We start from the raw sequence: 17,513 nt of genomic DNA on the forward strand, positions 1-17,513 counted from the left end.
ATATTTAAGTAACATAATAATTAAGTTGTGTTGTAGGGCTGTTTTTATGAGAAATATAAAAACGGAGGTAATAATTGGCTTCAAAATATCAGTGATGAAATAGAGTTATTTCGCTTTATAAAAATTTTGTTTTATTTCTTTTAATAATTATTTATAGAAGGTAATGATATGTGCACACAAAAAAACGTGTTAGATAGACTGAAAGATAGAAATATTACATTGGGTTGGGATGTTGTTGTTGCATATAACCAAGAAAGTGTTAATAAGTTATTGAAGCAACAATATGTTGAAAAAGTTTACTCAAATGAACATTTTGTTTTTAAAGATTGGCATGATGATAATAAAACGAAATTTATTGAGGGATTAACAGTAGGCGCTCCACTAGTTTCATTTGAGGAGGCGTCTTTATCCGATGCTAATGTAAAAGTGACACTTAACTTTCTTTCTGGTAGATGGAGAGTTATACAAGCAAATACCGGCACACCAATTGAATGGAAAGAAATTGTTCCTGGCAGTGGCTATAAAGCAGAATTAGTTGTTCCGCTTAAATCAATAACTGGTAGTGTAAGTAAAAAAGATATCATATTAAAATTCAAAGATGCTGTCGTAAAAAAAATAAATTTATTTGACAATCAAGAGCCTGATTTTATTAATTATTTCAAGCAATCGATCAGTGAGGGAAATTATACTTTAGGGCAACTGGTGACAGACAGCACACCGGGATTAATTCCTGCTGAATTTCATATTCGTACTCAACCCCATCCAAAAACACGTGAGCGTGGTTCTCAATATGTAGGAAATGGTGCGGTACTGTTGTTTATTAAAACGCAATATGGCGGAAGTGGAACATTGCCTGTAAATGATTTTGATTGGTTAATTCCTGATGATCATACTAGCGCATTAGTCATTTCGAGTAAGACCATGATGGGGCAAATATTGCCAAAACAATACAAAGATAAATTGCCTGGTGATCCTCAGTTTAGCCCACCAAAAAGAGTCAATGATAAACAAGACTCTGCTTATTATATTACGATTACCGATGGTGGATTTGATGGTAATAGCCCTATAGAGAAGTCATGGTTACGTTCTGATTATAGCAATGGGATTTGGACTGGTGAACGTGGTAATGCTATTATTGGTGAAAAAGGAAAGCGGATACCACCACGTTTTCCATACCAAAATTTTGTTATTAAACCTCATGGTGAATCGTTATTTCAAGGATGGGAGAATAAGATAAATTACACTCAAAAGTGTGCAAGATATTTCCGACATCATAGTAATAGTATAACTTTCGAAGATACTGCATTAATGGATCTCAGTATTGGTGGACAAGGTAGTATCAATTGCCAGATTGATGGTGAACATTTCTATTTAAAATCAGATGATTTTTCCCCCAATGTCAGCTATGAACCAACTTCATTCTGGGATAAATTTATCGGTGGGGTGGATGCAAATGTGAAAGATGAATTCAGAGATGAATTAGCACAACAGGCAGAAGCAAAGTTAAAACAGGTATTTAATATTGAATTGCCTGAAATCAGTCTGTTTTCTATTAAACATCTGCTCTTTCCTGGCATGGATGTTATGCAACTTAAACAGGGTTATTTCCCAGGAGATTTGATTATCTTTGGGGATATTTCACCTAAATTGACCACAATTCAGGTGGCTCCTTTGGAAGCCATGGTTGCCCTTAAAGAAAATCAAAAATTCACTGTCGTACCTGAAAATAAAAATGTTAGTTGGAAGTTGGATCATAATAGTGAGGCTATCAATGATCCGGGAAATATTGATGATAAAGGTATTTATACGGCACCGGGCAGAATCAGATCTGGTTCTGAAGTCATTAAAGTCACTGCAACTGACGGCGATGGAAATCAGGCATCGGCGGCGCTGACGTTGGTTCCTTCTTCTGTTGCATTAACACCTTCTTTTGCTTTTATCTCTGAAGCAGATAAGAAACCTATATTATTATTGGCGAATGTCCTAGACGGAAAAGCAGTAACATGGAATGTGGAAAGCTGTACAGGCAGCCAATGTGGTTCTGTTGATCAGAATGGGCTTTATACTCCACCAGCAGGGCGTTTTAACGATGGATTTACTTTTGCATCCATCACCGCAACTGCAAAAGATGGTAGTCAAGCACGAACCATTATTTGTCTAATGGCATCAATGCCAGGACATGGTTTTTACAAGGTTGAACCTAATTTACGTTTGAATGTGAAAGTAGGGGAAGAAATTATCTTTAAAGCGCAGGCAGATAGCTATAATGGTGATCCTGATACTTGGGAAATTTTCCCTCCTCGCGGAAAATTAAGTGAACCTGAGTTTGAACCCAATAATGATCCTGAAACTAATGATACAATTTTTGGTCATTATAAGGTGACCTATACCGCGCCGACTAATGTTACCTCACCTGAATTGCTTGTTGTCCATGTATGGGAGAAAAATAGGCATAATGAGAAAAACAAAGGTAAGGCAGGATATGCACTTATTGAAATTATCCCAGATGATAAATAGAAAATTTATTTAAATAAAAATCACAGCGGGTTTATCTCGCTGTGATTAAAGTCATCTTTTTTTATAGATTGTTTATCTCTAATAATAATTTTATTTTATAATATAAAGGAAATTAAAATGAATAATGAATATAAAAATAACACCGTGAATTGGCGTATTTCACCTGATACGGTAGGAAGTATTGATAATAACGGTTTATATACAGCACCTAATCGGGTAAAGAATATCGAATTTGTCCAAGTAATGGCAAGCGATGCTAATAATAATCAATCTTCTGCGATTATTACTGTTATTCCCTCTTCTGTTGCGTTAACGCCATCGTTTACTTTTATCTCTGAGGCAAAAAAAACATCAGTCACTTTTAAAGCGACAGAACTTGAAGGGAAAAAAGTGACATGGAGTATAAATAATTATACCAGTAATCAGTATGGTTCCATCGATCAAAATGGTATCTACACACCACCGGAAAGTCGTTTTAACGATGGATATACTTTTGTATCTATTACAGCAAAAGCGGAAAATGGCGCTGAAGCGCAAGCGCTTATTTGCTTGATGGCCAAAATTCCAGGGCATGCCTTTTTCGATGTTCAGCCTAATATATGTTTAAGTGTGAAGCCTGGAGAAGAAATCATTTTTAGAGCTAACGCAGATCGTTATAATGGTGATCCTGATTCCTGGGAAATTTTCCCGTCTCTTGGTAAATTGGGTGAGCCTGAGTATATAAAAAATAACGATCCAGAAATTCCTATTTATGGATATTATCAAGTGAAATATATTGCGCCAACCAATATAAATTCTTCCCAAATACTCGTTGTGCGTACTTGGGAATATGACAAACATGATGAGCATAATCAAGGTAAAGCAGGATATGCATTCATTGAAATTGTGCCAGAAAATGAGCTTTAATATATATACCCAATAGATTTCGAGCCGCAGCGCGGCGGCAAGTGAATGAATCCCCAGGAGCATAGATAACGATGTGACTGGGGTGAGTGAACGCAGCCAACAAAGAGGTAACTTGAAAGATAATGAGTATAAATGACTTTAGTAAGAGAAATTATGGCTTCATTCAGAACTATTTATTAGAGTAATTAACTTTATAAAGACATTTAATGGAAAATATAATAGAAAAATTTAATATTAATATTGAAGTCTCATCTGAAATTATTGGAGAGAGTTTATTAAACTCCCCTTTATTGATGAGTAGAGAAATCAGCAATCAATTATCTGAAATATTATTAGATTATAAAGAATATAATATTGCATTGGATAAGTTAGTGTTAAATATAGGAGAAATACCCTATGAAATATTTGAACAACAATTCTATGGTCGTTTGGGAAAATTATTAAATGAAAAGTTAACAATAATAATAAATGATAAATTATTGGTAAAAAACATATCAACCTCGTTATTTCCTGAATGTTTTAGTGAAAAAAGAAACCCATTATTAAATAGAGTCATAAAAAATTTACCTTCTAATTTGGTTTTTGAAGTTCATTCAATGGTAAAAATAGAATCAGTAAATAACAAAAAACAAGCTAATATATTGACATCTTATCTGGCTTATTCTTTTTTTAATAAAAGCAAATTACAACAACATTTATTTTCCACTAGTAATAATAAATTAATTGAGAGCTTATACGCACTTTTTCTAACGGATCAGAATCGAATACCTACTGCTCATAAAATAGGAAAAGGTGCACTTATACTATCTGCCCTTATTTGGCTTTATTCTAATTCCAATGATTATCTGCCCAAACCAGAAAGCACTCTGTTGTTACAAATAGAACAGGATATAAAACAAGGATATTTGCCTTTAACGTTGTTAATCACTTTCTTCCAGAACAGAAATGGCGGGCGTGTTTTTTGCGATTGGCAGTATGCGTTATGGCAAATCGATATCATCAAAAATCACTTAGGCATTAAAATAACATCGAAAGAACCCCATTTACGGGAGAAAATAATGTTACAACCAGTTAATGCTTCTGATCGATCCTCTGTGCTGATATCAGACGAAAAATTGACAATACCGTTAACAATTACAGGTGCGGGATTAGTGCTTCTCTGGCCACTATTAACTCCACTATTTTCGTCTTTTGATTTGTTAGATAAGAAAAGTTTTTCAGACAATTTGGCACAGGAAATAGCATTTAATTTATTGGAATGGTTAGTCTGGGGAGATGAGATGCTGTTACATCAGGAATCATCATTATCTTTATTACTCTGCGGAATAGATCACCAAACAATACTGGAGCGCCAGGTTCTTATTCCTGAGCACAAGGAAAAATTAAATAACTGGTTGCAAGGTATTTGTACTCAACTTTTCTCTTGGAAAAAGCTAGGGATCGATGATATGCGCCAACTTTTTTTGCAGCGTCAGGCTGCACTTTATTATGAAGATGATGGCCGTTGGTTATTAACGGTGCAGCGTGAAGCTTATGATGTATTACTGACTCAAATGCCTTGGCCGTGGCCATTGAATATTGTGACATTACCTTGGCTAGCTGAGCCGATTAGTATCACTTGGGAAGGTATCTCTGAACCAACGGATTTGTCATTTTGGTAATCCAATATCTCATTAGGAACTCTATGCATGTACGATTTATCTGATGATCTTGCCAGACAGAATATTTCACCGGAATATGAATTGACGGTTTTGCTGTCTCAGACTGCTATATTGGATAAACGAATTCGTTTACGAATTCAGGAATTAATGCAACAGCAAACACTATTGGGAGAAAGTGGACAGACGTCTTTTGATGATATTTCATTTTCATTCGTTTCGAGTGAACAACAAAAATCATCTTATTTGGTGTCACCGCATCAAAATTGGACGAAAGAGGATTTTCCTCCTGAGCCGATCCCATCTCGTAGCCGTCTAGGACAATTAGTTGAACGGTTTGACTTAACTCAATTTGAAATTGATTTGATTTTATTGTGCCTGTTGCCTCATCTTGACAGACGTTATCTAACGTTATTTTCTCTTGTTCCGGTAAGTGGAGGTAATAACAGCAAAAAGCAGATGTTAACGTTGGGATTGGCTTTGGAGTTGCTTTGTCCGAGTGTAGTAGAGCGCAATGCGCAACGTGCCAGTTTATTACCACAGGCACCGCTTTGGGATTATCGTTTATTTCAGTTGCGCGGTGATATGTCTGTTTCCTACGATGAAATACCGTTAGCAATCGATAATTCTCTTATGCATTGGTTATTGGGGCATGATGCTCTCCCGATTTCTCTTCTCTCCCGGGCTCATTGGCTTCCTGTTCCTGAAGTGCCTGATATTTTGCCTGATTTCACCAACCAATTGATAGAACTCTGCCAAATGGAACAAGAGGGGATGCTGACAATAATCGCCGGCGGAGCCGGAAGTGGCAGCAAAACAAGTGTTGCACGCGCAGCATCACAAGTAGGGCGCTCTGTATTGTTGTTATCGTTAGCATCAGTGACACTGAGTGAACATGAAACTATTACACTGATAACACTGGCATTACGTGAAGCACAACTAAGAAATGCCTGTCTTATGTTTGAAGCTTTGGATGAGTTTTGTGAAGCACGCCCCGCTTTGCAGCTCTGGCTAGGAAATCGACTGGCTCGTTGTTCGATTCCGCTGTTTTGTCAATTACCTAAGCAAGCATCATTATTGCCATTGGATGCAATTTCACAAGTTGTATTGTCTATGCCAATGCCTTCTTTAATGGTGAAGGCTGCAGCATTAGCTTCAATGATGACGAATTATTTTCCAGACAATTCATTGGATGTTGAAAGTTTAGTGACATGTTTCCATCCTTCTCCATTGATATTGAAAAAGGCCCTTAGTGAAGCAGAAATTTATCGCCGACTACGGGGGGAAACGGCTAGTTTGAGATTAGATGATGTGCAAATGTCCCTGCGTTTTCGGTTACAGCAGAATTTTGGACGTTTAGCACAGAGAATTACACCACAACGAACCTTTGATGATTTGATCATCAGTGAATCTCAACAGCAACAATTACAAGAAATCCTGGCGGCTATTCGGCAACGAGATAGGATGCTAGAGCAAGGATTTGCTCGTAAAGTGAGCTATGGGACGGGTATCAGCACGCTATTTTTTGGTGAATCTGGCACAGGAAAAACGATGGTAGCAGAAGTGTTAGCTGGTGTTTTAGGTGTGGATTTGATCAAGGTAGATTTGTCCACTGTGGTTAACAAATATATTGGTGAAACTGAAAAAAATCTGGCTCGTGTTTTTGATTATGCCCAAGAAGACGCCGGGGTATTGTTCTTTGATGAGGCAGATGCATTGTTTGGCAAACGAAGTGAAACTAAAGATGCAAAAGATCGTCATGCTAATATTGAAGTTTCCTACCTATTGCAACGCCTTGAAAGTTATCCAGGGCTGGTGATATTAGCCACCAATTACCGTAATCATTTAGACTCAGCATTTAGTCGTCGCCTGACTTTTTCGGTACGATTCTCTTTTCCAGATGTTTCCTTACGGGAACGGATGTGGCGGATTATCTGGCCATCGGGAATTCAATTAGCCGACGACATCAGTTTTTCAGCGTTGGCAAAACGGGCTGAATTAACGGGGGCGAATATCCGTAATATTGCGCTACTCGCTAGTTGGCTGGCAGTAGATGAAGGAAATGAAAAAATTACTATGGCTCATATTGAATGCGCATTACGACGTGAACTGAGTAAAGTTGGGCGCATTGATTTACCTTAATTTTTCTTTGTAATCGGGAGACAACTATGGTTAAAAATATCAAATCAGATGAAACCTTACTGATATTAAATAGTAAAATAGAAGATGCATTAAAAGCGTATTTACCGGGCGAAGATGTCGTTATTCGGTTCGATATGTTTGGTAAAAATGAAAATCCAGATTCTCCTACCGTGTGCGTTTTTCTTTATGATATTCAGGAAGATCTGCAATTACGCGTGGGAGAAGGGCGGCAATACCTGCCTGCGACAGGAAATTTTGTCCCGGGATGTGTCAATGTTCGTTGTAATTATCTTATTTCCTACTGGGAGCCGGAACAGAGCGGAGGGCAGGGATCGCCAACCATACGTTCTAATAGTCAATCAATGAAGATAATGAACTGTGTATTGAATGCATTAATTAATCATCGTTCATTTCCTGGTTTACCCAGAACTTATACGAGAGTTCTTCCTCCTAATGAACAATTAAATAGCTTAGGAAACTTTTGGCAATCATTAGATAATAAGCCTCGACTATGTTTAAGTTATATGGTGACTATTCCTATTCAACTTACCCCGCCGACAGAGAAGGTATCTCCTGTCATTACCTCAAAAACTGATATTACTCGAAAACCATCGCTTAACTTTTATCTTGAGGCAGATGAAATTATCCGTCAGGCATTAGTTGATGCCTTAATATCTCAAACAACAGAATCTATGGATACGATAACTAGCTGGCTGGCAAAAGTTGTTATTATTTGTCGACCACCAGAAATAATGAATAAACAAATGATTGAACAAACTGTGAAATTAATTATTGCTGGAATTACAGAAGAGGGATTAGCTGGAAATATAAAGACAATCACTCAAAAGTGGGTGGAAGAGAAGACGATTATTGGTGAAATCGACGATGTTTCTCTAGTTATTTCCCAAGTTGACACGACAGCGTTGTCTGCTGTAACAATACCGACATCTGTTTAATTAAAATATTGTAAGTCTTTCTTTTTTCTCTATCTTTATTTATACCCTATAGATTTCAAGATGCATCGCGGCGGCAAGTGAACGAATCCCCGGGAGCATAGATAACGATGTGACTGGGGTGAGTGAAAGTAGCCAACAAAGCAGCAACTTGAAAGATGAAGGGTATCGAGGGTGTTATTATGCTTTCTCACGACATATTGCCAGAGAAGTTACTGGTGTCAGAAAAAAAACATGAAAATGTTGGATCTTACTTTAGCGATGATATAGGAGAACAATCTGAGCAAACGGAAGTAAGTCATTTTAATTTATCGCTTGATGATGCCTTTGATATATATGCTGATATTTCAATTGAAAATCAGCAGGAATTAAAAAATAAAGATAATAACACAAACATCTGGTCATCCCTTGGGAGGGGAGATGATGACCATAATCTGAAGAAAATAATTAATGATGCTTTTAAAGAAAAACTGCCACAACTGATGGAATATCGCCGTAAGGGTTATAACGTCATCGGGCTTGATAAGGAGGGCATAAAAAAACTGGAAGGTATGCTGAAGGCGGTACCACCGGAGATACAACAGCCCACCATGAAGAACCTGTATTCTGCCGCACAGGAACTGTTGAACACGCTGAAACAACATCCTCTTTTGCCGGAGAATCAGGACATGATACAGCAGTCGAACTTGGTTATCAGAAACCTGAGCGATGCGCTGGAAGCCATAAATGCAGTCAGCAAGGTCAATCAGGTTGAATGGTGGGAGGAAGTGCACAAGACGAACAAGGCGCAGAGCGACAGACTGATTGCGGCAACATTGGAAGAGCTCTTTTTTAAGGTGAAAGACAAACGTCTGCCGGGCAGCAATGATGATTACTGCCAGCAGGAGAGAGAGGAGACAGAACGAAAGATTAAGGACTTATTACTTTATGACGGATATCAGCTTACGGCAGAACACTTCAAATTTGGACGACTGAGGAAATCGCTGCTTGCGGAGAGCCGGGTAACACGATTAAAACTTGCAGAATATCTGGAAAAGAAATCTGTCGGGATATTAACGGCTGCCAGAGATGCCAAGATGTATGCAATGAAAATACTACTGGCACAGACCCGTAATAACGGGTTTAACGCAAAAGACCTGATTAATGCAGGGCAGGTAAATGACCGGCTCTTGAGTTTTCAGCAGTACGCCAGACATATCCGTGCGGTTGACGGGGAGATAGATGGCATTATCTTGAGTAATCCTCTGGTTGTTGCTTGCATAAAAGAAACGAATGATGAGCCTGCCCATATCAAGATTGCCCGAGCCATCCTTCCTGTTTCTGAGGAGCTGGGTACGGTTTCTAAGGTACTCAGGGAGACGAAGGAGAAAGTTCAGCCTTCCAAACCAAAAGAAGAACTTAACCACCCCCACCAGGACTGGTGGAATAGGGGGGATGAATTATGGAAATATATTAAAAAAACCAGCTGGAATATAAAAGAGACATCCGTTCACGTGACCCAGATGGTGGGATACGAGGCCAGTAAAACAGCCTCAAGGGCGAAACACAAACTTAAGGAGTCATCTTATTCTGAAAGTATCAACGGGGCAGTCAAAGGTACGGCGTTACTGCTTCTGGATGAAATCCAGCAGGCGGAGAATCGAATAAGGCAGATACCACAATTTGCCTGGGACGTGCAGGAGGCGGTGGAGCAGCACAGCAGTGTGATCCAACGTACAGCCTATCCTGATGAGTTGCCAGAACTCAGTGAACTGCTTAACGAACAGCTGAAACACGAAGAGGCGCGGTGGCAGGCAGTCAAGAAGCAATCCAGAGATAAATTACAGGAATTGATAGCACCGATAACCCGGTTGGCACAGGAGAAATGGGCGCAGGATTTATATTTCCAGCTGGGTGAAGAATTAAGAAAGGAGCGGCAGGATAGATGGAAGGATATACAGCAGTTTGATGAAATCATGGCGGAGGCCGTCGGGCAGTTTGCAGAAATGGCACGTGAACTCGATAGTGAAGCCGTGCGTCTGGCTGAGCATGGGCATAGCGGCGGCAAGGAGCTGCAAGAAAAAGTGGCAAAATGGCTGCGAGACTTAAGCAAACTTAAAGGCAAGGTCAAAGCTGGCGTTGCGAAGATTACGGGAACATCGTTAGATAATTTCTCCCGTAGCGGTATGCTGGCGCGTGGAATGAGCGAATGGGCAGAGGATTTAAAGCAGAGTTATTTGCAGGAGACGCTCCAGGAGGGCAGTGCTGTCGCCGCAGAATTATTTGAGCGCACTCTGATGGAAGTTGTAGAAGAAAACAGAACCCATTTCGCCAAAGAATCAGATCCTGAAGCAGAAAGATTCCTGAAAAGGTTAGCACTGGCATTAAAACACGCGGCTGAGAATACCACCGTCTATCCACCGACACCGGAAGAGATTCTGGCGGGATCGCGCAGCCTGCCGGAGGATATTCGACACTGGGCAGAGAAAAAAGTAGTAAGCGGAGCCATCTCTGCAGCATTCAGAGGGGGTTTTAAACTGGTCACGGGGACTTTTTCTTTACCTGTACGCGTTGTTATTCGAGGTGCGAAAACCGGCGGAACCCTGTACAGGGGAGTCCGGGCAATAAACCGGAGCGTGAGACTGGGGCAAGGCCCTGCCACACAGGTAAAAAGCAAATTTATCAATCAGGAGCTTTCCAAAACAGCCTTCAGACTGACCCTATCCCTTTCCCCATTGGTGGCGTGGGGTATGGCCGCATCGATAACCGCTGGGCGTTTATATAATGAAAAGGATTACCCTGAAAAGATTATAAAAAACATCGTCATCGACTTGCCGGAAGAACTACTCTGGATAGGCGGGTATGCAGGGATAAACGCGGCTATCAGGGCACATGCTGAGAAGGCGATTCAACAGGCTATCCAACATGCACTAGACGAGCAGGCCGACAAACTGGCATTGCGTATAAATAAAGAGATAGCAGGTAAAAGCGCGGATGTTAATGTTGAGATTATTCCTCAAGAAACGAGTGTATCGCCAGCTGAAACAGCACAATCTACACCAGAACCTCTCTCTGATTTTGCTAGTACTTCACAACTCACCATGCCTGAACTCATTGATATACAAGACAATAATTCAGCACAGCAGCCTAAAGTCAGGCGTAAGCGGGATGTATCAGTAGAAAGTGAAATAAGTATAGATAACCTAAATATAATTAATGCTAACACTAGAGAGGATAAAGTTAATAGTGAAATAAAAAGTGAATTAAGAAGTGAATTAAAACGATTCGAAAATAGTGATGCCAATAGCCCGATGAGCGATGTCGAACGTGCTATATTTATCGATTTATTTTTATATAAAAATAAATATGAGGTAAGTGAAAGTCAACAGGATTATAAAAATACATGGCTAAAATTCAGACGAGAATTAGAAAGCCAGGAAAATAAAGAAATAAAAGAATATCTGCGATTTAGATCAATAATTGAAGCGTATGAGATATATGATAAAAAGAGGCTAGATGATGACACTATTCCTGAAGCTGGGACTATAATAAAAGAGGTCATTGATTTTTTTCAGAAACTAAAAAAAGAAAATCCAATAACTTTCATGAAGTTAGCTGAAGCCATGGTCAAGTTTCAATATTATTATGAGGAAGAAGATGAAAATGAAGATAGATACTTCAAAATGGCAGAGATATATTATTTTCTCAACAAAACAGAAAATGAAAAAAAATCAAAAACATTCCATTTAGATATTATCGATAAATATCCAAATGAAAATAATAGACTATTAGATGAGTTTTTCCTGAACAAAAATAATAACAATCCAGACCTAGATGAAATTATCTATAAACTGCAAAGCATGCAAGAAAAATATCGTGAATCATATGAGATGCTTAGCAAAGTTGAGAACATCCATCAAGTTCTTTCAGATGATAGTAAAAATGAAGAAAATATATTTTTAGATAATCGTATTATTGCTGCACAAGTATTTGACGGTAGTATAAATATATCTCTGCAAGATAAGAAAAAATGGCTTAATAGATATGATCAAATAAGAAATGAAGAAGGCAGTGATGGCTGGAAATTAATGCATATAGAATCAATCCTAATTAATCTTCGCCGAATAAATACAGCGATTAATTTGACGGCGATGAAATCTGAATCGGCTCTTTTATTGATCGATAAATTGTTAAATTTTCAAAAAAAAGCACGAGAAAATATATTGCATATAAGCGAAACACCCCATGAGGATTTTACGTCTTATTCTCAGTTCAAGACCAGAAAAGAGTTGGGTAATGACGATAGTAAATATTATGCTCAATTTGATAATTATAAAGATAATCACGATGCAGAAAAGGAAGCCAAAGAAATTCTTTCACAAGTTGTTGCACGAGCTAGCCTTTCTTTCTCTGAGCTGTTCGATAAAGTCGAAAGTATTAAGTTATTTTCGTTTGTATATAAAAATAGAGATGGTGGAGCTCCTCTTGCTGCACCCGGTCGGACAGTTGTTATTAAATTTCCTGGAAAAGATACAGGTGGTTTGGTTATCTCTAATCTGTTTCTTAGAAATCATGTTAAAAGAATTAGCACAAAGGAAATGGAAGATTTAAAGCCTCTGACTGAGGGTATGTACACTCGAGCTACACAGCATAGAAGTCTTGGGTCGTATTATCATATAGGCTCACAGAGTGAACATACAAATGCATTGGAAATTTTAAGTGGTATGAATAAAGAGGAGTTAAAGACTCATCTTAAAAAACAAGGTATCTGGTTTGGAGAGCCCGCGCTTTTTTCAAATGAATATCCCAAACAAGAAAATACAGGTCATTTGGAAAATACGACTCTTAAAAACGCAATTATCGGGGTTTCGACCATTCAAAACAATGCCGCAGCAAACTATCTTCGCTCTACGATGTATGAATCTACTGGCTGGGAAAAATTGGGGGATAGATTTATTCCATTCTATGAAATAGGTCGTAGGAAACATTACGACCGGGAATATGAAATAAATTCTGAGCAATTGACTCTAGACATTATTACAAGTATTGCTATTGCCTATCCAGCGGCGAGAGGAATCGTGGCTACGATCCGCAGCTCAGCAATACCAAGCATTCTTAAATCAGGACTTAGAGGTTCCGCCCTATTTAAGTCATTGAGTCTCGAACTAGGAAAAATGGGATTCAACGCTAGCAAAGTGTTCGGCGGTGCGGTGTATGAATTAATCGAACCTTATCCAATAAATAGTCATTTAAATAGGCATAATGTTTTTAATAAGGTCAAAGATACTGCATGGGAATTTCATACTGATGTCGGGTTAAAAGGCGGTGGATTAAAAGATTTCATCGATAGATTCACCAAAGAGCCAAAAGAAATAACGATCAGCGGCTATAAGTTCAAACGCATTAAATACAATCAAGAAAACTTTGATACTATGCAGCGTATGGCACTTGACTATGCTTACAATCCGGACAGTAAAGGAAAGATAGCACAAGCTCAACAAGCGTATAAAACAGGAAAAGAAGATTATAATGCTCCACAATACGATAACTTTAATGGTCTATCGCTTGATAAAAAAATAGAACGTTATATTTCGCCTGATACCGATGCGACAACAAAAGGTGTATTGGCGGGAAAAATGAATGAATCCATTAAAGACATTAATGCATTTCAAACAGCAAAAGATGCTCAGTCATGGAAAAAATCGGCAAATAAAGCCAATAAAGTTGTCCTCACTCCCCAGAATCTTTATTTAAAAGGAAAACCCAGTGAATGCTTACCTGAATCAGTCTTAATGGGATGGGCATTACAAAGTAGTCAGGATGCAAAACTGTCTAAAATGCTTATGGGGATTTATTCTTCTAATGATATTACAAGCAATCCTTTGTATAAATCATTGAAAGAATTACATGCAAATGGGAATGCATCAAAATTTAATGCATCTGCTACGTCTATTTCGAATATCAATGTTTCTAATCTCGCGACATCTGAAACAAAACTCTTTCCAACTGAAATAAGTTCAGTCCGGGTAGATGCTCCGAAACATACTATGTTGATATCAAAAATAAAAAATAGGGAAAATAAAATCAAATATGTTTTTTATGACCCCAATTATGGTATGGCTTATTTTGATAAACACAGCGATATGGCCGCATTTTTTCAGAAAAAAATGCAACAGTATGACTTCCCAGATGACTCAGTGAGTTTCCATCCATTAGATTATTCCAATGTCTCGGATATCAAAATAAGTGGTCGAAATTTAAATGAAATTATTGATGGTGAGATCCCGTTACTTTATAAACAAGAAGGTGTTCAATTGGAGGGTATTACACCTCGTGATGGGATTTATCGTGTACCGCCAAAAAATACACTAGGTGTACAAGAGACTAAACACTATATAATAGTCAATAATGACATTTATCAAGTCGAATGGGATCAAACAAATAATACATGGCGAGTTTTTGACCCCTCAAACACGAATCGTTCAAGACCGACAGTCCCGGTAAAACAGGATACAAATGGTGAATGGTTTAAGCACTCAGAAACGGGCTTGAAAGGAGGTGGACCTATTGACGACATAAGAAAGTATATTGCAAGAAAGAGCGCTATAAAGATATTCAATCAGTCAATTAATTATTCAGCCACAAAATGGCCACCGGAACCGATTGATAAAAATATCCATATGATTTGGATTGGTACAAAAAATATATCCGAGAAAAATATTAAATTGTCAATCGATACAGCCAAAAAAAATCCGGATTATAATACTAGTATTATTTATGATAGTGGTATTAGTGGACATGAAGGCGCTAAGAAGTTTATGTTAGAAAAGTTTCAAGACAGCAATGTTAATATCATCGATTTTCGTAAAAAAAGTTATTTCTCTCAATTAAAACAAGAGCCTTCATTTGCCTATTATGAACAAGTGATTGCAGAAAATAAATATGCCCAAGCGAGTGATATTTTAAGATTATTAGTCTTAAAATATGAAGGCGGTATCTATAAAGATATTGATGATATACAGGTAAAAGGTTTTGGTTCATTAACGTTTCCAAAAGGAATTGGGGTGATGAGAGAATATGCACCTGAAGCAGGTAAAGCGACTGCATTTCCAAATACGCCCATAGCGGTAACAAAAAATAATCCCATTATTAACAAAACATTAGATCTTGCTGTGAGTAATTATCAACGCGGTGAAAAAAATGTATTGAAATTGGCAGGTCCGGATGTATTTACGCAAGCCTTATATCAAGAAATTCCAGGTCTTGATTCTAAGGTTTTAAATGCACAATTATATCAACTTGAATTAGCAAAACGGCAAGCGTTAGGGGTTCCATTAGAGAAGCCGAAAAATTTCGCAGATGAACAACTCACTTCTGCGGAAAAAGAAAAAATTAATCGACCTTATCAATCAATACGTGGGCTTTCAGGCTATGTTGAGAATGGCGCTGATCACTCTTGGGCTGTGGATACTAATATCCCCAGTACAAGTACTCAGACATCAACAATAGTAACGCCTCTGGCACCAAAAACAGAAATGCTTCCGCCGGTGCCATCATCGAGCACAAAGTCATCGACATCGGCTCCAGTCTTACAGGAAAAGATAAGTTATAATCTTGCTACAGACATAGATGCTACTGATTATCTGAATCAGCTAAAACAAAAAACCAATATCAATAATAAAATTAGCAGTCCTGCTGGGCAGTGCGAATCATTAATGAAACCTGTGAGTGATTTTATGAGAGAAAACGGTTTTACTGATATTCGCTATCGGGGGATGTTTATCTGGAATAATGCAACGGAACAAATTCCAATGAATCATTTTGTGGTTGTTGGAAAGAAAGTAGGAAAGGATTATGTGTTTGATGTTTCTGCTCATCAATTTGAGAATAAAGGTATGCCTGACCTTAATGGGCCATTAATCCTTGCTGCGGAGGACTGGGCGAAAAAATACAGGGGGGCAACCACAAGAAAGCTGATTTATTATTCTGATTTTAAAAATGCCAGTACTGCGACTAACACCTATAATGCACTTCCGAGAGAATTGGTGTTAGAGTCTATGGAAGGGAAAACATTTATTACTTCACCGAATTGGTATCAAACGTTTAAAAGGACTCATAATATTCATCCCGAAGTTACAGTATCTGATCCAGCCACATTTAGCCTAAATTATAGTGTAAATCCTACAGCAGAGAATTTGTCGCCACCACCGCCACCACCAATTCCATCGCATGGTCAGGTGCCAAAAACAGTAACACCGCCACCCCCGCCAATGCGGTCACCGCTATCACTGAGCCAACCATTAGAAAGATTACCGGCTAATAAAACGAAACCTATTGGATTTAATCCGGGAGAGAATAAGGCGAGTTTCTCTAAATTGGAAGAGGCAGGTAAACATTACTATAAAGATGATAAAAGTAGGCAAGCCGCACCAGTTAATACAATGAGTGACTTTGATAACAGATATTTATCCCACACGACGGAAGCCCCTGCCCCTTCGAATGTTGCACATCTCGCACCAGGCAATATATATAATACTAAGGTTACAGCAAAGGGAGCTGAAAAACCGGCTTATGATATATATATATCTAAAGATGGTGAAAGTCTCATCACGTCTTCCTCGTATAAAGTGGATGATATAACTACAGATAGTAAATTTGGAAAACCATTACCTTACTCAGAGATCATGTTTAATTCCCTTAAAAAGTCAGGTGTAGACCCGAAAAATTTAAAAAGATCTGTTCAGGCCAGTATTGAAAATAAAGTCACTCAAGACGTTATAAGCGCTATAGGAACCCGGATTCAACGAGGGCAGGTTATACGCGTTTCTCCTACTGAGAATCCAGACGCCTTTTATACACTGCTGGGAACCGATAATTGTAAGGCTACCTTACATATGTTGAACCAGCATGCGGAAGAATTTGGTCATAAGGTGGTAACGAGTATAGAGTTTAAAGGTACTGGGTATCTGGTAATGAACATCGGTACAAGTACTCAGACATCAACAATAGTAACGCCGCCACCAATGCCTGGAACGTCACAACTAGTACAGTAGCTGCCGATGCGAGCGGAAGGACAATCAAATCCAATTCGACCAGTGTTATGAGCCACTAGCAAGTTACCTGACGATATCAACCGAATGAAACAGGAGTTGAATGATATGTACTTACAGAAAGAAAAGTAACTAAGTAACATGATAGCTAAAGATGAAGGACTTTTCTAAAAGCAGAGAAACTACTCCGCGATGGAAACCGCTCTCAGCTTGAGCTGGTTAATCAAAACCGTGCGGCATTAGGAAATAAAATATCTGAGTAAACCACCGTATAAATTACTTACGTGGCCAAATTGATGATGCTAATT

7 protein-coding genes are annotated in these 17,513 nt (G+C 38.4%); all 7 read left to right on the plus strand.

What is annotated here, in order from left to right; genetic code table 11:
• The first annotated feature begins 168 nt into the window (after positions 1-168).
• Positions 169-2,517 carry a hypothetical protein gene (locus BDD30_RS00275; RefSeq protein ID WP_015834371.1) on the plus strand — a complete coding sequence of 783 codons (2,349 nt, stop codon included), beginning with the start codon at positions 169-171 and terminating at the stop codon, positions 2,515-2,517.
• Between the two features lie 117 nt (positions 2,518-2,634).
• The gene (locus tag BDD30_RS00280; RefSeq protein ID WP_015834370.1) at positions 2,635-3,423 is read left to right on the plus strand and encodes a hypothetical protein; all 789 of its coding nucleotides are present in this window, start codon (positions 2,635-2,637) and stop codon (positions 3,421-3,423) included.
• A gap of 206 nt (positions 3,424-3,629) precedes the next feature.
• The gene (locus tag BDD30_RS00285) at positions 3,630-5,084 is read left to right on the plus strand and encodes a contractile injection system tape measure protein (RefSeq protein WP_015834369.1); all 1,455 of its coding nucleotides are present in this window, start codon (positions 3,630-3,632) and stop codon (positions 5,082-5,084) included.
• Positions 5,085-5,111: 27 nt separating this feature from the next.
• Entirely contained in the window at positions 5,112-7,223 is a 2,112-nt protein-coding gene (locus BDD30_RS00290; protein ID WP_015834368.1) for an ATP-binding protein, read from the plus strand.
• A 26-nt stretch (positions 7,224-7,249) separates the two neighbouring features.
• A complete protein-coding gene (locus BDD30_RS00295; RefSeq protein WP_015834367.1) occupies positions 7,250-8,179 on the plus strand; it encodes a Pvc16 family protein in 930 nt (309 codons plus the stop codon).
• 109 nt (positions 8,180-8,288) lie between these two features.
• Entirely contained in the window at positions 8,289-8,414 is a 126-nt protein-coding gene (locus BDD30_RS24560; protein WP_282958013.1) for a hypothetical protein, read from the plus strand.
• Complete coding sequence (locus BDD30_RS00300; RefSeq protein ID WP_170152930.1) at positions 8,395-17,208, plus strand: glycosyltransferase; 8,814 nt, start codon at positions 8,395-8,397, stop codon at positions 17,206-17,208. The genes BDD30_RS24560 and BDD30_RS00300 overlap by 20 nt, the downstream gene beginning before the upstream one ends.
• Positions 17,209-17,513: the final 305 nt, after the last annotated feature.

Origin of the sequence: Photorhabdus asymbiotica (genome assembly GCF_003634575.1) — a bacterium.
GTDB classification, from domain to species: domain Bacteria; phylum Pseudomonadota; class Gammaproteobacteria; order Enterobacterales; family Enterobacteriaceae; genus Photorhabdus; species Photorhabdus asymbiotica.